Genomic DNA, 13,032 nt, shown 5'->3' on the forward strand with positions numbered 1-13,032 from the left:
GTGTGTATTTTGCGGTCCGGCGCATGGCGCAGGGTGGACGGGCCAGGCTCAAGCCCGCGCCAGCCGATCGACGAGGAAATCCACCAGCACGCGCACGCGCAGCGGCATGTGCCGGTTGGCGGGGTACAGCAGCGAAAACGGGCGGGAGGCGCCCGCGTGCGCGGGCAGTAGCTCTTGGAGCGCGCCGCTGCGCAGGTCGGCCTCCACAATGAACCGGTAGGTCTGCAGCAGCCCCGCGCCGGCACGCGCCAGGGTCACGGGGCCCAGGATGTCGTCGGCGCAGCGCAGGCGGCCTTGGGTGGGCACCTCCACATCGCGCCCGGCCGCGTCGCGCAGTATCCATGGCACCGCCTGGCCGCTGCTGGGCAGCACGAACTGGATGCACTCGTGCGCCGCCAGGTCGGCCGTTTCGTGCGGCGTGCCGCGACGCGACAGGTACGCCGGGGCGGCGACCACCACCAGGGCGGCGTCCTCCAGCTTGCGCGCCACCAGCCCCGAGTCGATGGGCGCGCGACCGCGCACGGCCAGGTCAAAGCCTTCTTCGGTGAAGTCCACGTTGCGGTTGCTCAACTGCAGCTCCAGCTCCACGTCGGGGTAGGCCTGCGCAAATGCGGGCAGCAGGGGCAGGATGCGGCAGTGCCCGTAGGAGGTGGGCAGGCTGAAGCGCACGAGGCCTGCCGGGCTTTGCTGTTGGCCCGACAGCTCGCGTTCTGCCTCGGCCAGCTGCCCCAGCGCCTGGCGGCATTGCTCGTAGTAGCGCTTGCCGGCGTCGGTCAGCCGCACCTGGCGCGTGGTGCGCTGGAACAGGCGCACGCCCAGGCGCGCCTCCATGCGCGCCACCGATCGGCTCACGGCCGCCGCCGTCAGCCCGGCCGCCTGGGCGGCGGCCGTGAAGCTTTGCCACTGCGCGGTCAGGCAGAACAGCTCGATGCTGCCCAGCTTCAGGTCGTCGAATTGGCGCGCCATGTCTTGTTTATTACTTCATGTAATCAGTGAAATTCCCAGAACCTAGTTTATTGCTGTTTACATCGCCAATACCATCGCTTCACCTTTCCACCACACCCCCAAGGTCTCCCCATGAAGCTGTACTTTTCCCCCGCCGCCTGCTCCTTGTCGCCCCACATCCTGCTGCTGGAATGTGGCTTGCCGTTTGTGCTGGAGAAGGTCGATACCGCGCGCCACCAGACGGCCGACGGGCAGGATTTCCATGCGATCAACCCCAAAGGCCAGGTGCCCGTGCTGGAGCTGGACGACGGCTCCCGCCTCACCGAAGGCCCGGTCATTGCGCAATACATCGCCGACCAGGCCCAGGCCACGCAACTGATGCCGGCCGCCGGCACGCGGGCGCGCTACCGGGTCATGGAGTGGCAGAACTACGTCAGCACCGAGCTGCACAAGTCCTTCACGCCCCTGTTCCAGGCCGGGCTGGACGACAAGGCCAAGGCCGCGCTGGCCGCCCTGCTGCGCAAGAAGATGGAGTGGCTGGACGCGCAACTGCAGGACGGCAACTACCTGACGGGCGAGCACTTCACGGCGGCCGACGCCTATCTTTTTGTAGTGCTGGGCTGGGCCAAGTTCGTGAAGCTGGACATCAGCGACCTGGCCCATTTGCAGGCGTTCATGCGCCGTGTGGCCGCGCGCCCCGCGGTACAGGCCGCGATGCGGGCCGAAGGGTTGCTGGGCTGAGACGCCGTTCATTCATCCATCCACAAGGAACACGCCATGCCTTACATCAACATCAAAGTGACGCGCGAAGGTGTCAGCAGTGCGCAAAAGGCCGCACTGATCCAGGGTGCGACCGATTTGCTGGTGCGCGTTCTGAACAAGGAGCCCGCCACCACCTTTGTCGTGATCGACGAGGTCGAGACCGACAACTGGGGTGTGGCCGGTGAGACGGTGACCGTGCGCCGCCAGCGCGCTCGCGCCGCCACCGACGGGAGCGCGCCATGAGTGACCCGCGCTTCGACGCAGTCGCCGCCGTGCTGCAGGACTATTTCGACGGCCTGTGCCACAGCGACACGCAGCGCCTGCGCCGCGTGTTCCACCCGCAGGCGGTCTATGCCTGCGCCACGGCCGAGCCTGCGGTGATCCTGCGCATGGAGGCGTATTTCCCCATCGTGGACCAGCGCCCCTCGCCTGCCAGCCGGGGCGAGACGGTGCAGGAGCGCATCCTGTCGATTGAATTCGCCGGACCGGTGACGGCCCTGGCCAAGGTCGAATGCGCCATCCTGCCCAAGCACTTCACCGACCTGCTGACCCTGATCCACGTGGACGGGCGCTGGCAGATCATTGCCAAGGTGTTTCACTACGAACTGGATCGCTGAGGCGGCGGTGCGTGCAAGCCGGTGGGCGAGTTCCTCCTTTCGGAAGGACTCATTTATTGATAGCTGTTAGCGCTTGCCAGATAAGCGCTAGAGCCCATTTTGGCTAAAAAACCGGCGACAGGCACCACCGGCGGTGTGCCCGCCTCACAGGTTGGTCGCCGCGACCACTTCCGACATGTCGGTCAGCCCCTGCAGCACCTTCTCGATGCCGTCCTGGCGCAGGGTCAGCATGCCGGCGGCCAGTGCCGAGTGGCGGATGTCCGAGGCGGGGGCGCGGTGGCGGATGTGCTGGCGAATGGTCTCGTCGCTCAGCATCAGTTCATGGATGCCCAGCCGGCCGTGGTAGCCATGGCCGTCGCATTGCGTGCAGCCCACATGGCGCCACAGGCGCAGCTCGCCCTGCGCTCCGCCGTGCTGCTGGCGCCAGCGCGCCACCTGTGCCGCGCGGGCCTCGGGGGTGTTGTGGGTGCCGCTGTCCAGGTACTGCGACGCCAGGCCCAGCAGCGTGTCGTGGTCGGCCACACGCGGCGCGCGGCAGGCCGTGCACAGGCGGCGCACCAGGCGCTGGGCCAGGATGGCGAGCAGCGAATCGGAGAAGTTGAACGGGTCCAGGCCCATCTCCAGCAGCCGCGCAATGCTCTCGGGCGCCGAGTTGGTGTGCAGGGTGGACAGCACCAGGTGCCCCGTCAGCGAAGCCTCGATGGCGATGCGCGCGGTTTCCTCGTCGCGCATCTCGCCGATCATGATCACGTCCGGGTCGGCGCGCAAAAAGGTGCGCATGGCGGCGGCAAAGGTCCAGCCGATGCGCGGGTTCACCTGCACCTGGCGCAGCCCTTCCTGGGTGATCTCGATGGGGTCTTCGGCCGTCCAGATCTTGCGGCCTGCCGTGTTGATGTCGCGCACCACCGAGTGCAGCGTGGTCGTCTTGCCGCAGCCCGTGGGGCCGCACACCAGCACCAGGCCATAGCTTTTCTGCACCACCGCCCGCAGGGCCTGCAGGTTGGGCGGGCTCAGGCCGATGTTCTCCAGTGGCAGCGGCTTGGCACCGGCCAGCAGGCGCAGCACCACGTCCTCCAGCCCGCGCGAGGTGGGCACGGTGACCACGCGCAGCTCCACCGGCGGGCCGCCGAAGCGGGCGAAGTCGATCTTGCCGTCCTGGGGCTTGCGGTGCTCCGAGATGTCCATGCCCGCCATGATCTTGATGCGCGCCACCATCGCGAAGCGGTAGCGCGCGGGCAGCTCCAGGTAGGGCGTGAGGTCGCCGTCGATGCGCAGGCGGATGCGCACGTTCTGCGGAGCGGGCTCGGTCTCGATGTGGATGTCGGACGCGCGGTGGTGGATGGCTTCGTCGATCACCGAGTTGATGAGCCGCACCAGGGTGTTGTCCGACTCGCTGATCACGTCGGCCTGCTCGGAGTCCGTGTCCGGGACGGTGCTGCCCAGGTTGGCGGCCAGCTCGCGCGAGGTGGCGCGGGCGGCGGCGGTGGCGTCAGAGGCGCCGCCAGGCTGGGTGCGGTAGGCGCTGTGGATGGCGGGCATCAGCGTGCCTGGCGCGGCCTGCAGCGGAATGAGCCGGCGCTGCGTGAGAAACCGCAGTTCGTCCAGCAGCACGCGATCGAGCGGGTCGGCCATCAGCAGTACCAGCGCATCCTCGCGGGCGATCAGCGGCAGCACGGATTCACGTTCGGCCATCGCCCGGGGCACCAGGGCTAGGGCCGCCGCCTCGGGCGTGATGTCGCCGGGGTGCACGGTGTACTCGCCCAGCCACGCGGCAATGACCTGGCGCAACTGCTCCTGGGTCAGGACGCCATCCTCCACCAGAATCTGTCCGATCAGCCGGTGCTGCCCGCCGCTGCGCTCCTGCTGCTGGGTCTGCAAGCCGTCTTGCAGGGCCGAGGGTGACACCATGCCGGCATGGATCAGCGCCTCGCCCAGGTGCCGCGCTTTGCCGACGGTGGGGTGGGGAGTGGAGAGCTGCTTCCACAAGGATTCCGCGTTGACGGGGCGAAAACCATGGGGCGGGGGGGCGGTGGAGGCAGCGGTGTCGGGCATCAATGGTCAGGGGCGGGCATCGTCAAAGGCTGAAGTCATAGTCCACCGTGATGGGCGCGTGGTCCGAGAATTTCTCACCTTTGTAGATGGATTCAGCACGTGCCAGCGCCGCGATCGCGGGGGTGGCCAGGTGGTAATCCAGCCGCCAGCCCACGTTGTTGGCATACGCCTGCCCCCGGTTGCTCCACCACGTGTAGGCGGTGTCGGTGGCGGTAGGTTGTAACTGGCGGTAAACGTCTATGATGCCGCCGCCTTCATCAGTTGTGTGCAACAACTTTGTCATCCAGGCCCGCTCTTCGGGCAAAAAACCACTGTTTTTCTGGTTGCTGCGCCAGTTTTTGAGGTCGATTTGCTGGTGCGCAATGTTGATGTCGCCGCACAGGATGAAGTCGCGTTCGCCCTTGACTTTCATCAGATGGGGATGGAACTCGGCGAGGAAGCGGAACTTGGCCAGCTGGCGTTCCTCGCCGGACGAGCCGCTGGGGAAATAGGCGCTGATGATGGACAGCTTGCGGGCCGGCGTGTCAAAGCGCAGTTCCACGTAGCGGCCTTCTGTATCGAACTCTGGCGACCCATAGCCAATGACTACATCAGAGGGTTCATGCCGGGTATAGATGCCCACGCCGGAATAGCCCTTTTTCTGGGCAAAGTGGAAGTGACCCTGCAGGCCGGCCAGGCGCTCGAAGCGGTTGGCCATGTCGGCCGCCTGGGCCTTCACTTCCTGCACGCAAATACAATCCGGCCGCGTGGCTGCCATCCAGCTTTCCACGCCTTTGCTGGTGGCCGAGCGGATGCCATTGAGATTGAGGCTGGTTAACTTGAACAAGGATTTCCCCATGGTGGATGTTGGCGCGCAAACCTCAGAGCAGGGCCAGCTCGCGCAGGATTTTGTACGGTTTGCCGTCGAATCAGGCGTGCTGCGGTTCGGTGAATTCAAGACCAAGGCGGGCCGCCTGAGTCCGTATTTCTTCAATGCGGGCCTGTTCGATGATGGCCGCAAGATCGGCCGGCTCGCGGAATTCTATGCAAAAGCCCTGCTGGCCAGCGGCATCGAATTCGACATGGTTTTTGGCCCGGCCTACAAGGGCATTCCCCTGGCGGCCACGGTCGCGGTGGAGCTGGCCCGACTGGGGCGCAACGTGCCTTTTGCCTACAACCGCAAGGAGGCCAAGGACCATGGCGAGGGCGGCACGCTCGTGGGCGCCCCGCTCAAGGGGCGGGTGCTGATCGTGGACGACGTCATGTCGGCCGGCACCGCCGCCCGCGAATCGATCGCCATCATCCGCGCCGCGGGCGCCACGCCCCACGCGGTGGCCATAGCGCTGGACCGGCAGGAAAAAGCCACGGAGAATGGCCAGGATGTGGACCACAGCGCGGTGCAGTACGTTCGCGGGCAACTGGGCATGCAGGTGTGCGCCATTGCCCGACTGGCAGACTTATTGCTGTACCTCTCGCACAACGGGGAAGAGGGGATGCGCTCCCATCATGAGAAAGTGCTGGCCTACCGCCAGCGGTATGGCGTCAACGAAGGGTAGATGATTTGAGCAAGTCGGCGTGGATCATGGGCGGTGTTCTGCTGGTCACCCTGGGCGCCGAGCTGGCCTTGGCACAGCCCCAGGGTGCGCCCGGCAGCATCTATACCTGTGTGGACCGCAATGGGCGCCGGCTGACGGCCGACCGGCCCATTCCCGAATGCCTGGACCGGGAGCAGCGCGAGCTGAGCCCCTCGGGCATCACGCGCCGGCAGATCGGGCCGTCGCTCACCGAGCTGGAGCGTGCGGCCCAGGACGCCCAGAACCGCAAGGATGCCGAGGAGCGGGCCCGCGTGGTGGAGGAGCGCCGGCGCGAACGCGTGCTGGTGACGCGCTACCCCGACAAGGCGGCCCACGATGTGGAGCGCGCGGCCGCGATCCAGCTGGTGGACGATGTGACCGCCACCGCCGAAAAGCGCATTGCCGAGCTGAAAGCGGAGCGCAAGAAGCTGGATGTGGAAATGGAGTTCTACAAGAAGGACCCCAACAAGGCACCCATGACGCTGCGCCGCAAGATCGGTGAAGTCGATGACAGCGTTGCCGAGCAGCAGCGGTTCATTGCCGGCCAGGACCAGGAAAAGCGGCGCGTGCACGCGCGGTTCGATGCGGAACTGGCCCATCTGCGCAAGCTGTGGGACGCGCAGCGTGTGCCTCCCGCCATGGGCTCGGCCAGTGCCGTTCCCCCCGTTGGCGCACCGGCGGCGCGCGTGCCCTAGGGCCGGGCTGGGGAAGTAAAAACAAAGGGGCCCTGCGGCCCCTTTTGTTTTTTTACCGTGCCTTTGCCCCGCAGGGCAGGCTGGTCAGGCGTCAGCTGCCCAGCTTTGCGCGCAGCAGATCATTGACCTGCTGCGGGTTGGCCTTGCCCTTGCTGGCTTTCATGATCTGGCCGACCAGCGCATTGAACGCCTTGTCCTTGCCCGCGCGGAACTGGGCCACGTTCTCGGGGTTGGCGGCGATGACTTCGTCGATGATTTTCTCCAGCGCGCCGGAGTCGTTCATCTGCTTGAGGCCCTTGGATTCGATGATCTCGTCGATTTTTTTGAGATCTTCTATCGCGCGGTCAACATATCCATCAGAGATAGGTTGCCCAGCAATCACACCTGCATCCCAGAGTGTTTCAAACACCTGCTTCGCAGCGTTGTTGCTAATCGTGCGATCGCCAATGCGCTGGATCAGAGCGCCCAGTTGAGTGCTACTCACCTTGGCATCGTCGATACCAATCTCTTCCATGTTCAAGCGACGCGATAGCTCGCCCATTACCCAATTGGATGCCAGCTTGGCTTGGCCGCAAACCTTGGCAGCCGCCTCGAAGTACGCCGCCATGGCCTTGCTCTGCGTGAGCGTCGTGGCGTCGTACTCGGGCAGGCCGTAGTCGGCCACGAAGCGCGCGGCCATGGTGCGGGGCAATTCGGCCATCAGCGCCCGCTGTTCCTGCACCCATTGCTCCGAAATGTGCAGCGGCGGCAGGTCCGGGTCGGGGAAGTAGCGGTAGTCCGCCGCGTCCTCCTTGGTCCGCATTGCACGCGTTTCGCCCGTGTCCGGGTCGAACAGCACGGTGGCCTGCTGGATGGCGTGGCCGTCCTCGATCTGGTCGATCTGCCAGCGGATCTCGTAGTCGATCGCCTGCTGCATGAACTTGAACGAGTTCAGGTTCTTGATCTCGCGGCGCGTGCCCAGCGGCCCGCCGGGCTTGCGCACGGACACGTTGGCGTCGCAGCGGAAGCTGCCCTCCTGCATGTTGCCGTCGCAGATGCCGATCCAGGTCACGATCTTGTGCAGCTCTTTCGCATAGGCCACGGCTTCATCGGACGAGCGCATGTCGGGCTCGGTCACGATCTCCAGCAGGGGCGTGCCGGCGCGGTTCAGGTCAATGCCGCTTTGGCCGACGAAGTCTTCGTGCAGGGACTTGCCCGCATCCTCTTCCAGATGGGCGCGGACCAGGCGCACGGTTTTCTTTTCGTCGCCGAGGAAAAATTCCACCTCGCCGCCCTGCACCACCGGGATCTCGAACTGGCTGATCTGGTAGCCCTTGGGTAGGTCGGGGTAGAAGTAGTTTTTACGGGCAAAAATACTCACTGGCGCAATGTGGGAACCGAGGGCCAGTCCTAATTTGATAGCGCAGGCCACCGCCTCGCGGTTCATCACGGGGAGCGTGCCGGGCAGGGCCAGGTCCACCGCGCAGGCCTGGGTGTTGGGCTCGGCGCCGAAGGCGGTGGGCGCGCGGCTGAAGATCTTGCTCTGCGTGGCGAGCTGGGTGTGGGTTTCGAAGCCGATGACGACTTCATAACCGTGGATCAATTTGCTGGTCGTCGTCATGTCACAGGCCTCCGGGTTGGCGGAGGTGGAAGTCGGTGGCTTGCTGCAGGCGGTGCGCAGCGTTCAGAAGGCGGGCTTCCTGGAAGTAGTTACCGATGAGCTGCAGGCCCACTGGCATGCCGCCTTCGCCAAAGCCGGCGGGCACGCTCATGCCCGGCAGGCCGGCCAGGGAGCCGGGCAGGGTGAAGATGTCGGCCAGGTAGTCGGCCAGCGGGTCGTTGCCGTGTTCGCCCAGCTTCCAGGCCACGGTGGGGGCCACGGGGCCGGCGATCACATCGCATTCCTTGAACGCGTTCTGGAAGTCGTCGGCGATCATGCGGCGGATCTTCTGCGCCTGCAGGTAGTAGGCGTCGTAGTAGCCGTGACTCAGCACGTAGGCGCCGATCATGATGCGGCGCTTGACCTCGTCGCCAAAACCTTCGGCGCGGGTCTTCTTGTACATGTCCACCAGGTCGGTGTAGTCCTTGGCGCGGTGGCCGAACTTCACGCCGTCAAAGCGGCTGAGGTTGGACGACGCCTCGGCGGGCGCGATGATGTAGTACACCGGGATGGACAGTTCGGTGCGCGGCAGGCTGATGGGCACGAGCCTGGCGCCGAGCTTTTCGTATTCCTTCAGGGCGCCGTCGACCGCGGCGCGCACGTCGGGCGCGAGGCCCTCGCCAAAGAACTCGGCGGGAATGCCGATGCGCAGGCCGTCGATGCTGCCGTTCAGGTGGGCGCTGAAGTTTTCGGCTGGCACATCGAGGCTGGTCGAATCGCGGTCCGGGTCGGGGCCGCACATGGCGGACAACAGCAGCGCGCAGTCTTCGGCGCTGCGGGCCATGGGGCCGGCCTGGTCCAGGCTGGAGGCGAATGCGATCATGCCGTAGCGGCTGGCGCGGCCATAGGTGGGCTTGATGCCGGTGATGCCACAGAACGATGCGGGCTGGCGGATGGAGCCGCCTGTGTCGGTGCCGGTGACGGCAGGGGCCAGGCGCGCGGCCACGGCCACGGCGCTGCCGCCCGACGAGCCGCCGGGGATGCGGTGGGTGTCCCAGGGGTTGCGCACGGGCGCGGGGGCGTCGAAGCCCACGGGCGCCACGGCCGAGTTTTCATTGGACGAACCCATCGCGAACTCGTCGCAGTTGAGCTTGCCCAGGGTGACGGCGCCCGCGTCGGCCAGGCGGGTGACCACGGTGGCGTCGAACGGAGACTGGTAGCCCGCCAGCATCCTGGAGCCTGCGGTGCTGGGGAAGTCGCGCGTGACGAAGATGTCCTTGTGGGCGATCGGCACGCCTTCCAGCGCGCCCGCCGTGCCGGCGGCAAGGCGGGCGTCAGCGGCCTGCGCCTGCGCCAGGGTGGCGTCTTCGTTCAGGGCCACGTAGGCGCCCAGGTTCTGGTGCGCCTTGGCGCGGGCCAGGAAATGCCGGGCGGCTTCGACGGCGGAGAATTGCTTGTTGCGCAGGCCGGCGGCCAGCTCGGAAACGCCCAGGTCGTGCAGGGCTTTGGTCGTTGTCGTGCTCATGCGCGCCTCACTCGATCACTTTGGGGACGAGGAACAGGCCACGCTCCACGGCGGGGGCGCTCTTCTGGTTGGCTTCGCGCTGGTTGGGCTCGCTGGCCACGTCCTCGCGCAGCCGCAGGGCCACGTCCTGGACGGCCGCGACGGGGTGCGCCAGGGGCGTGATGCCCGAGGTATCCACAGCCCGCATCTGTTCCACGATGTCAAAGAAGCCATTGAGCTGGGTCAGCATGCGCTCACTTTCAGAGGGGGTCAGCTCAAGCCGTGCCAAATTGGCGATGCGGCCGATGTCCTGGGGGGTCAGTGCCATAGGGAGGAGAATTGAGGGAAACCAGAAGTAAAGCTGTGATCCGGGCCGCGCCGGAGGGAGTTATTCACAGGGGATGGGGTATTATCCCGGCTTTGCCGCAATACCCTCCTACCTGCCGGTCATTGTGCGAAAAAAGCGATATTTGACCCCGTAAACCCGGCGATGGCAGGCCGACGTGCATGCCGTGCCTGAGAGGATTTTTGAATGTTCGGAGCTTTCCGTCGGTATTTCTCCACCGACCTTGCCATTGACCTTGGCACAGCCAACACCCTCATCTTCGCCCGCGACAAAGGCATTGTGCTCGACGAGCCCTCTGTCGTCGCCATCCGCCACGAAGGCGGGCCCCATGGCAAGAAAGTCATCCAGGCCGTAGGCCACGAGGCCAAGGCCATGCTGGGCAAGGTGCCCGGCAACATCGAAGCCATCCGCCCCATGAAGGACGGCGTGATCGCCGACTTCGTGATCACCGAGCAGATGATCAAGCAGTTCATCAAGATGGTGCACCCGCGCACGCTGTTCACCCCCAGCCCGCGCATCATCATCTGCGTGCCCTGCGGCTCCACCCAGGTCGAGCGGCGCGCCATCAAGGACGCGGCCGAAGCGGCCGGCGCCACGGCGGTGTACCTGATCGAGGAACCCATGGCCGCCGGCATCGGCGCGGGCCTGCCCGTCTCCGAAGCCTCGGGCTCCATGGTCGTGGACATCGGCGGCGGCACCACCGAGGTCGGGGTGATCTCGCTGGGCGGCATGGTCTACAAGGGCAGTGTGCGCGTGGGCGGCGACAAGTTCGACGAAGCCATCATCAGCTACATCCGCCGCAACTACGGCATGCTGATCGGCGAGCCCACCGCGGAAGCCATCAAGAAGAACATCGGCTCGGCCTTCCCCGGCTCCGAAGTGCGCGAGATGGAAGTCAAGGGCCGCAACCTGTCCGAAGGCGTGCCACGCAGCTTCACCATCTCCAGCAATGAAGTGCTCGAAGCCCTGACCGACCCGCTCAACCAGATCGTCTCCGCCGTGAAGAACGCGCTGGAACAAACCCCCCCTGAGCTGGGCGCCGACATCGCCGACCGCGGCATGATGCTGACGGGTGGCGGCGCGCTGCTGCGCGACCTGGACCGCCTGCTGGCCGAGGAAACCGGCCTGCCCGTGCTGGTGGCCGAAGATCCGCTGACCTGCGTGGTGCGCGGCTGCGGCATCGCGCTGGAGCGCATGGACCGCCTGGGCAGCATTTTCACGAGCGAGTAAGCCCCCGGGCCTGTATGCTGCAGGCACTTTTTTGCGCTCTGAACTGCATGACTGCACCCGCTCCAATGCTTTTTGAGCATGCGTCCGTGGCCCCGGCTTCACGCGACAGATCCTGACCGCTGCGCACGATGCCACTGGGTACCCTCGAGCGCAGCGCTCCGCCTTTCTTCAAACAGGGCCCTTCGGCCCTTTCGCGCCTGGCCGTCTATAGCGCGCTGGCGCTGTTCCTCATGGTGGCCGATGCACGTTTCCAGCTCACGGGGCCGTTCCGCCAGGCGGTTGCCACCGTGCTTTACCCGGTGCAGTGGCTGATGCTCAAGCCGGTGGAGTTCGCAAGCCATGGTTCCGGGTACTTCCAGTCGCTGCAGACCGCGCAGCAGGAACTGGACGCCGCGCGCAAGAAAATGACCGTGATGGGCCAGCGCGCCAACCAGGCGGAGCAGCTGGCCCTGGAGAACGAGCGGCTGCGGCAGCTGCTCGCGCTGCGCGGCCGCCTGGAGACGCCCGCGCAGGCCGCCGAGGTGATCTATGACACCGCCGACCCCTACACGCGCCGCGTGGTCATCGACCGGGGGCAGATGGGCGGCGTGGAGATGGGCGCGCCCGTGATGGATGAGGCGGGCGTGCTCGGCCAGGTGACGCGTGTCTTTCCGCTCGTGAGCGAGGTCACGCTGCTGGTGGACCGCGACCAGGCCATTCCGGTCCTCAACATTCGCACGGGTGCGCGGGGTGTCGCCTATGGGGATCCGGTGGCCGGGCATGGCGGCGGCATGGAGCTGCGCTTCATGCCCGCCAACGCCGATGTGCGGGAGGACGATCTGCTGACCACCAGCGGCGTGGATGGCCTGTACCCGTCGGGGCTCCCCGTGGCGCGGGTGGTGCGCGTGGAGCGCAGGGCCGATTCCGCCTTCGCGCGCATCTACTGCGTGCCCCTGGCCCAGGTGCAGGGCGCCCGCCATGTGGTGGTGCTCAAGCCGCTGGCCGACAACGAGCTGCCGCGGCCGGAGCCCGCGCACCCGGCGCCGGCGAAACGCGGGGGGCGCAAGGGATGAGGGCATCGCCTGTGCCTGCCATGGCCCTTGTGGGGCCGCGCGTCCTGCGCGATGGCCCGTGGCTGCCGCGGGGAGGTGCGCGATGATCATGCCGCGCGGCGAGCCGCTGCTGCTTCCGGTCAATCCGGTCTTCATCGTCGCCAGCCTCGCTGCGGGGCTGGCCATCAACATGCTGCCGCTGGGCCGCATTGTCTGGACGCCGGATGTCCTGATGGTGCTGCTGGTCTTCTGGGGCGTGCACCAGCCCCTGCGCATCGGCATGGGCGTGGCTTTCGTGCTGGGCCTGTGCATGGATGTGAGCCAGTCGGCGCTGCTGGGCCAGCACGCGCTGTCCTACACCGTGCTGTCGTTTGGCGCCATCGCCATCCACCGCCGCCTGCTGTGGTTCAGCGTGCCGTCGCAGGCCCTGCAGGTGCTTCCCCTGTTCGCGCTGGCCCATGCCATCGAGCTCTTGCTGCGGATGGCGTCCGGGGGCATATTCCCGGGCCTGTGGAGCTTTCTGGCGCCGGTGCTCGAAGCCCTGCTCTGGCCGCTGGCCAGCTGGGTGCTGCTGGCGCCGCAGCGCCGGCCTCCCGACCGCGACCAGAACCGGCCTCTGTAGCCATGAAGCAACCTCCTGAGCGCCCGCGCCGCATCCCCCTTGTCCCGCAGCGCTGCGGGCCGGGGGACGGGCGCGCGCCGGTTTCAGCGCACGCCT

14 protein-coding genes are annotated in these 13,032 nt (G+C 66.5%); 8 read left to right on the forward strand and 6 right to left on the reverse strand.

The features are described from left to right. Positions 1-48: 48 nt before the first annotated feature. The gene (locus KW843_RS18730) at positions 49-966 is read right to left on the reverse strand and encodes a LysR family transcriptional regulator (protein ID WP_218296660.1); all 918 of its coding nucleotides are present in this window, start codon (positions 964-966) and stop codon (positions 49-51) included. Between the two features lie 111 nt (positions 967-1,077). Between KW843_RS18730 and gstA the strand changes: the two genes are divergently transcribed. Genes gstA through KW843_RS18745 form a run of 3 tightly spaced genes read left to right on the forward strand, consistent with a single transcriptional unit; the run spans position 1,078 to position 2,324 of the window. After that, positions 1,078-1,686, forward strand: coding sequence for a glutathione transferase GstA (gstA, locus tag KW843_RS18735; RefSeq protein WP_218296661.1), 609 nt, complete (start codon positions 1,078-1,080; stop codon positions 1,684-1,686). A gap of 36 nt (positions 1,687-1,722) precedes the next feature. Next, the gene (locus KW843_RS18740; protein WP_010467040.1) at positions 1,723-1,950 is read left to right on the forward strand and encodes a 4-oxalocrotonate tautomerase family protein; all 228 of its coding nucleotides are present in this window, start codon (positions 1,723-1,725) and stop codon (positions 1,948-1,950) included. Further along, positions 1,947-2,324, forward strand: a complete 378-nt coding sequence (locus KW843_RS18745) for a nuclear transport factor 2 family protein (RefSeq protein WP_218296662.1) — start codon at positions 1,947-1,949, stop codon at positions 2,322-2,324. The genes KW843_RS18740 and KW843_RS18745 overlap by 4 nt, the downstream gene beginning before the upstream one ends. Before the next feature lie 144 nt (positions 2,325-2,468). Here KW843_RS18745 and KW843_RS18750 read toward each other — a convergent pair whose 3' ends face one another. Next, positions 2,469-4,376: a GspE/PulE family protein gene (locus KW843_RS18750; protein WP_218296663.1), complete on the reverse strand. Its 1,908-nt coding sequence runs from the start codon at positions 4,374-4,376 to the stop codon at positions 2,469-2,471. A 22-nt stretch (positions 4,377-4,398) separates the two neighbouring features. After that, complete coding sequence (locus KW843_RS18755; protein WP_218296731.1) at positions 4,399-5,202, reverse strand: exodeoxyribonuclease III; 804 nt, start codon at positions 5,200-5,202, stop codon at positions 4,399-4,401. 10 nt (positions 5,203-5,212) lie between these two features. On the opposite strand from KW843_RS18755, the gene pyrE reads away from it, so the two are divergent. Next, complete coding sequence (gene pyrE, locus KW843_RS18760; RefSeq protein ID WP_218296664.1) at positions 5,213-5,911, forward strand: orotate phosphoribosyltransferase; 699 nt, start codon at positions 5,213-5,215, stop codon at positions 5,909-5,911. A gap of 5 nt (positions 5,912-5,916) precedes the next feature. Then, a complete protein-coding gene (locus tag KW843_RS18765; protein WP_218296665.1) occupies positions 5,917-6,624 on the forward strand; it encodes a DUF4124 domain-containing protein in 708 nt (235 codons plus the stop codon). A gap of 91 nt (positions 6,625-6,715) precedes the next feature. Here KW843_RS18765 and gatB read toward each other — a convergent pair whose 3' ends face one another. The 3 genes from gatB to gatC are packed head-to-tail and all read right to left on the reverse strand — an operon-like array spanning position 6,716 to position 10,035. Continuing rightward, a complete protein-coding gene (gene gatB / locus KW843_RS18770) occupies positions 6,716-8,224 on the reverse strand; it encodes an Asp-tRNA(Asn)/Glu-tRNA(Gln) amidotransferase subunit GatB (RefSeq protein WP_218296666.1) in 1,509 nt (502 codons plus the stop codon). Between the two features lies 1 nt (position 8,225). Continuing rightward, a complete protein-coding gene (gene gatA / locus KW843_RS18775; protein WP_218296667.1) occupies positions 8,226-9,728 on the reverse strand; it encodes an Asp-tRNA(Asn)/Glu-tRNA(Gln) amidotransferase subunit GatA in 1,503 nt (500 codons plus the stop codon). A gap of 7 nt (positions 9,729-9,735) precedes the next feature. Beyond that, positions 9,736-10,035 (reverse strand): Asp-tRNA(Asn)/Glu-tRNA(Gln) amidotransferase subunit GatC, encoded by a 300-nt coding sequence (gene gatC / locus KW843_RS18780; RefSeq protein ID WP_218296668.1) that lies wholly within the window; start codon positions 10,033-10,035, stop codon positions 9,736-9,738. Between the two features lie 204 nt (positions 10,036-10,239). On the opposite strand from gatC, the gene KW843_RS18785 reads away from it, so the two are divergent. From KW843_RS18785 to mreD, 3 genes are all read left to right on the forward strand, one after another. Further along, complete coding sequence (locus KW843_RS18785; protein ID WP_008907364.1) at positions 10,240-11,283, forward strand: rod shape-determining protein; 1,044 nt, start codon at positions 10,240-10,242, stop codon at positions 11,281-11,283. 128 nt (positions 11,284-11,411) lie between these two features. Further along, entirely contained in the window at positions 11,412-12,335 is a 924-nt protein-coding gene (gene mreC / locus KW843_RS18790) for a rod shape-determining protein MreC (RefSeq protein WP_218296669.1), read from the forward strand. A gap of 82 nt (positions 12,336-12,417) precedes the next feature. Beyond that, positions 12,418-12,936, forward strand: coding sequence for a rod shape-determining protein MreD (gene mreD, locus KW843_RS18795; protein ID WP_218296670.1), 519 nt, complete (start codon positions 12,418-12,420; stop codon positions 12,934-12,936). Positions 12,937-13,032 lie beyond the last annotated feature (96 nt).

It is taken from the genome of Acidovorax sp. sif1233 (assembly GCF_019218755.1).
Taxonomy (GTDB): Bacteria; Pseudomonadota; Gammaproteobacteria; order Burkholderiales; family Burkholderiaceae_C; genus Acidovorax.

What these genes read in the sequence shown, in the direction of transcription:
- mreC (WP_218296669.1), top strand. Translation starts at nt 11,412, where the DNA reads ATGCCACTGGGTACCCTCGAGCGCAGCGCTCCGCCTTTCTTCAAACAG.
- KW843_RS18740 (WP_010467040.1), top strand. Translation starts at nt 1,723, where the DNA reads ATGCCTTACATCAACATCAAAGTGACGCGCGAAGGTGTCAGCAGTGCG.
- gatA (WP_218296667.1), bottom strand. Translation starts at nt 9,728, where the DNA reads ATGAGCACGACAACGACCAAAGCCCTGCACGACCTGGGCGTTTCCGAG.
- KW843_RS18730 (WP_218296660.1), bottom strand. Translation starts at nt 966, where the DNA reads ATGGCGCGCCAATTCGACGACCTGAAGCTGGGCAGCATCGAGCTGTTC.
- gatC (WP_218296668.1), bottom strand. Translation starts at nt 10,035, where the DNA reads ATGGCACTGACCCCCCAGGACATCGGCCGCATCGCCAATTTGGCACGG.
- KW843_RS18750 (WP_218296663.1), bottom strand. Translation starts at nt 4,376, where the DNA reads ATGCCCGACACCGCTGCCTCCACCGCCCCCCCGCCCCATGGTTTTCGC.
- gatB (WP_218296666.1), bottom strand. Translation starts at nt 8,224, where the DNA reads ATGACGACGACCAGCAAATTGATCCACGGTTATGAAGTCGTCATCGGC.
- KW843_RS18785 (WP_008907364.1), top strand. Translation starts at nt 10,240, where the DNA reads ATGTTCGGAGCTTTCCGTCGGTATTTCTCCACCGACCTTGCCATTGAC.
- KW843_RS18745 (WP_218296662.1), top strand. Translation starts at nt 1,947, where the DNA reads ATGAGTGACCCGCGCTTCGACGCAGTCGCCGCCGTGCTGCAGGACTAT.
- mreD (WP_218296670.1), top strand. Translation starts at nt 12,418, where the DNA reads ATGATCATGCCGCGCGGCGAGCCGCTGCTGCTTCCGGTCAATCCGGTC.
- pyrE (WP_218296664.1), top strand. Translation starts at nt 5,213, where the DNA reads ATGGTGGATGTTGGCGCGCAAACCTCAGAGCAGGGCCAGCTCGCGCAG.
- gstA (WP_218296661.1), top strand. Translation starts at nt 1,078, where the DNA reads ATGAAGCTGTACTTTTCCCCCGCCGCCTGCTCCTTGTCGCCCCACATC.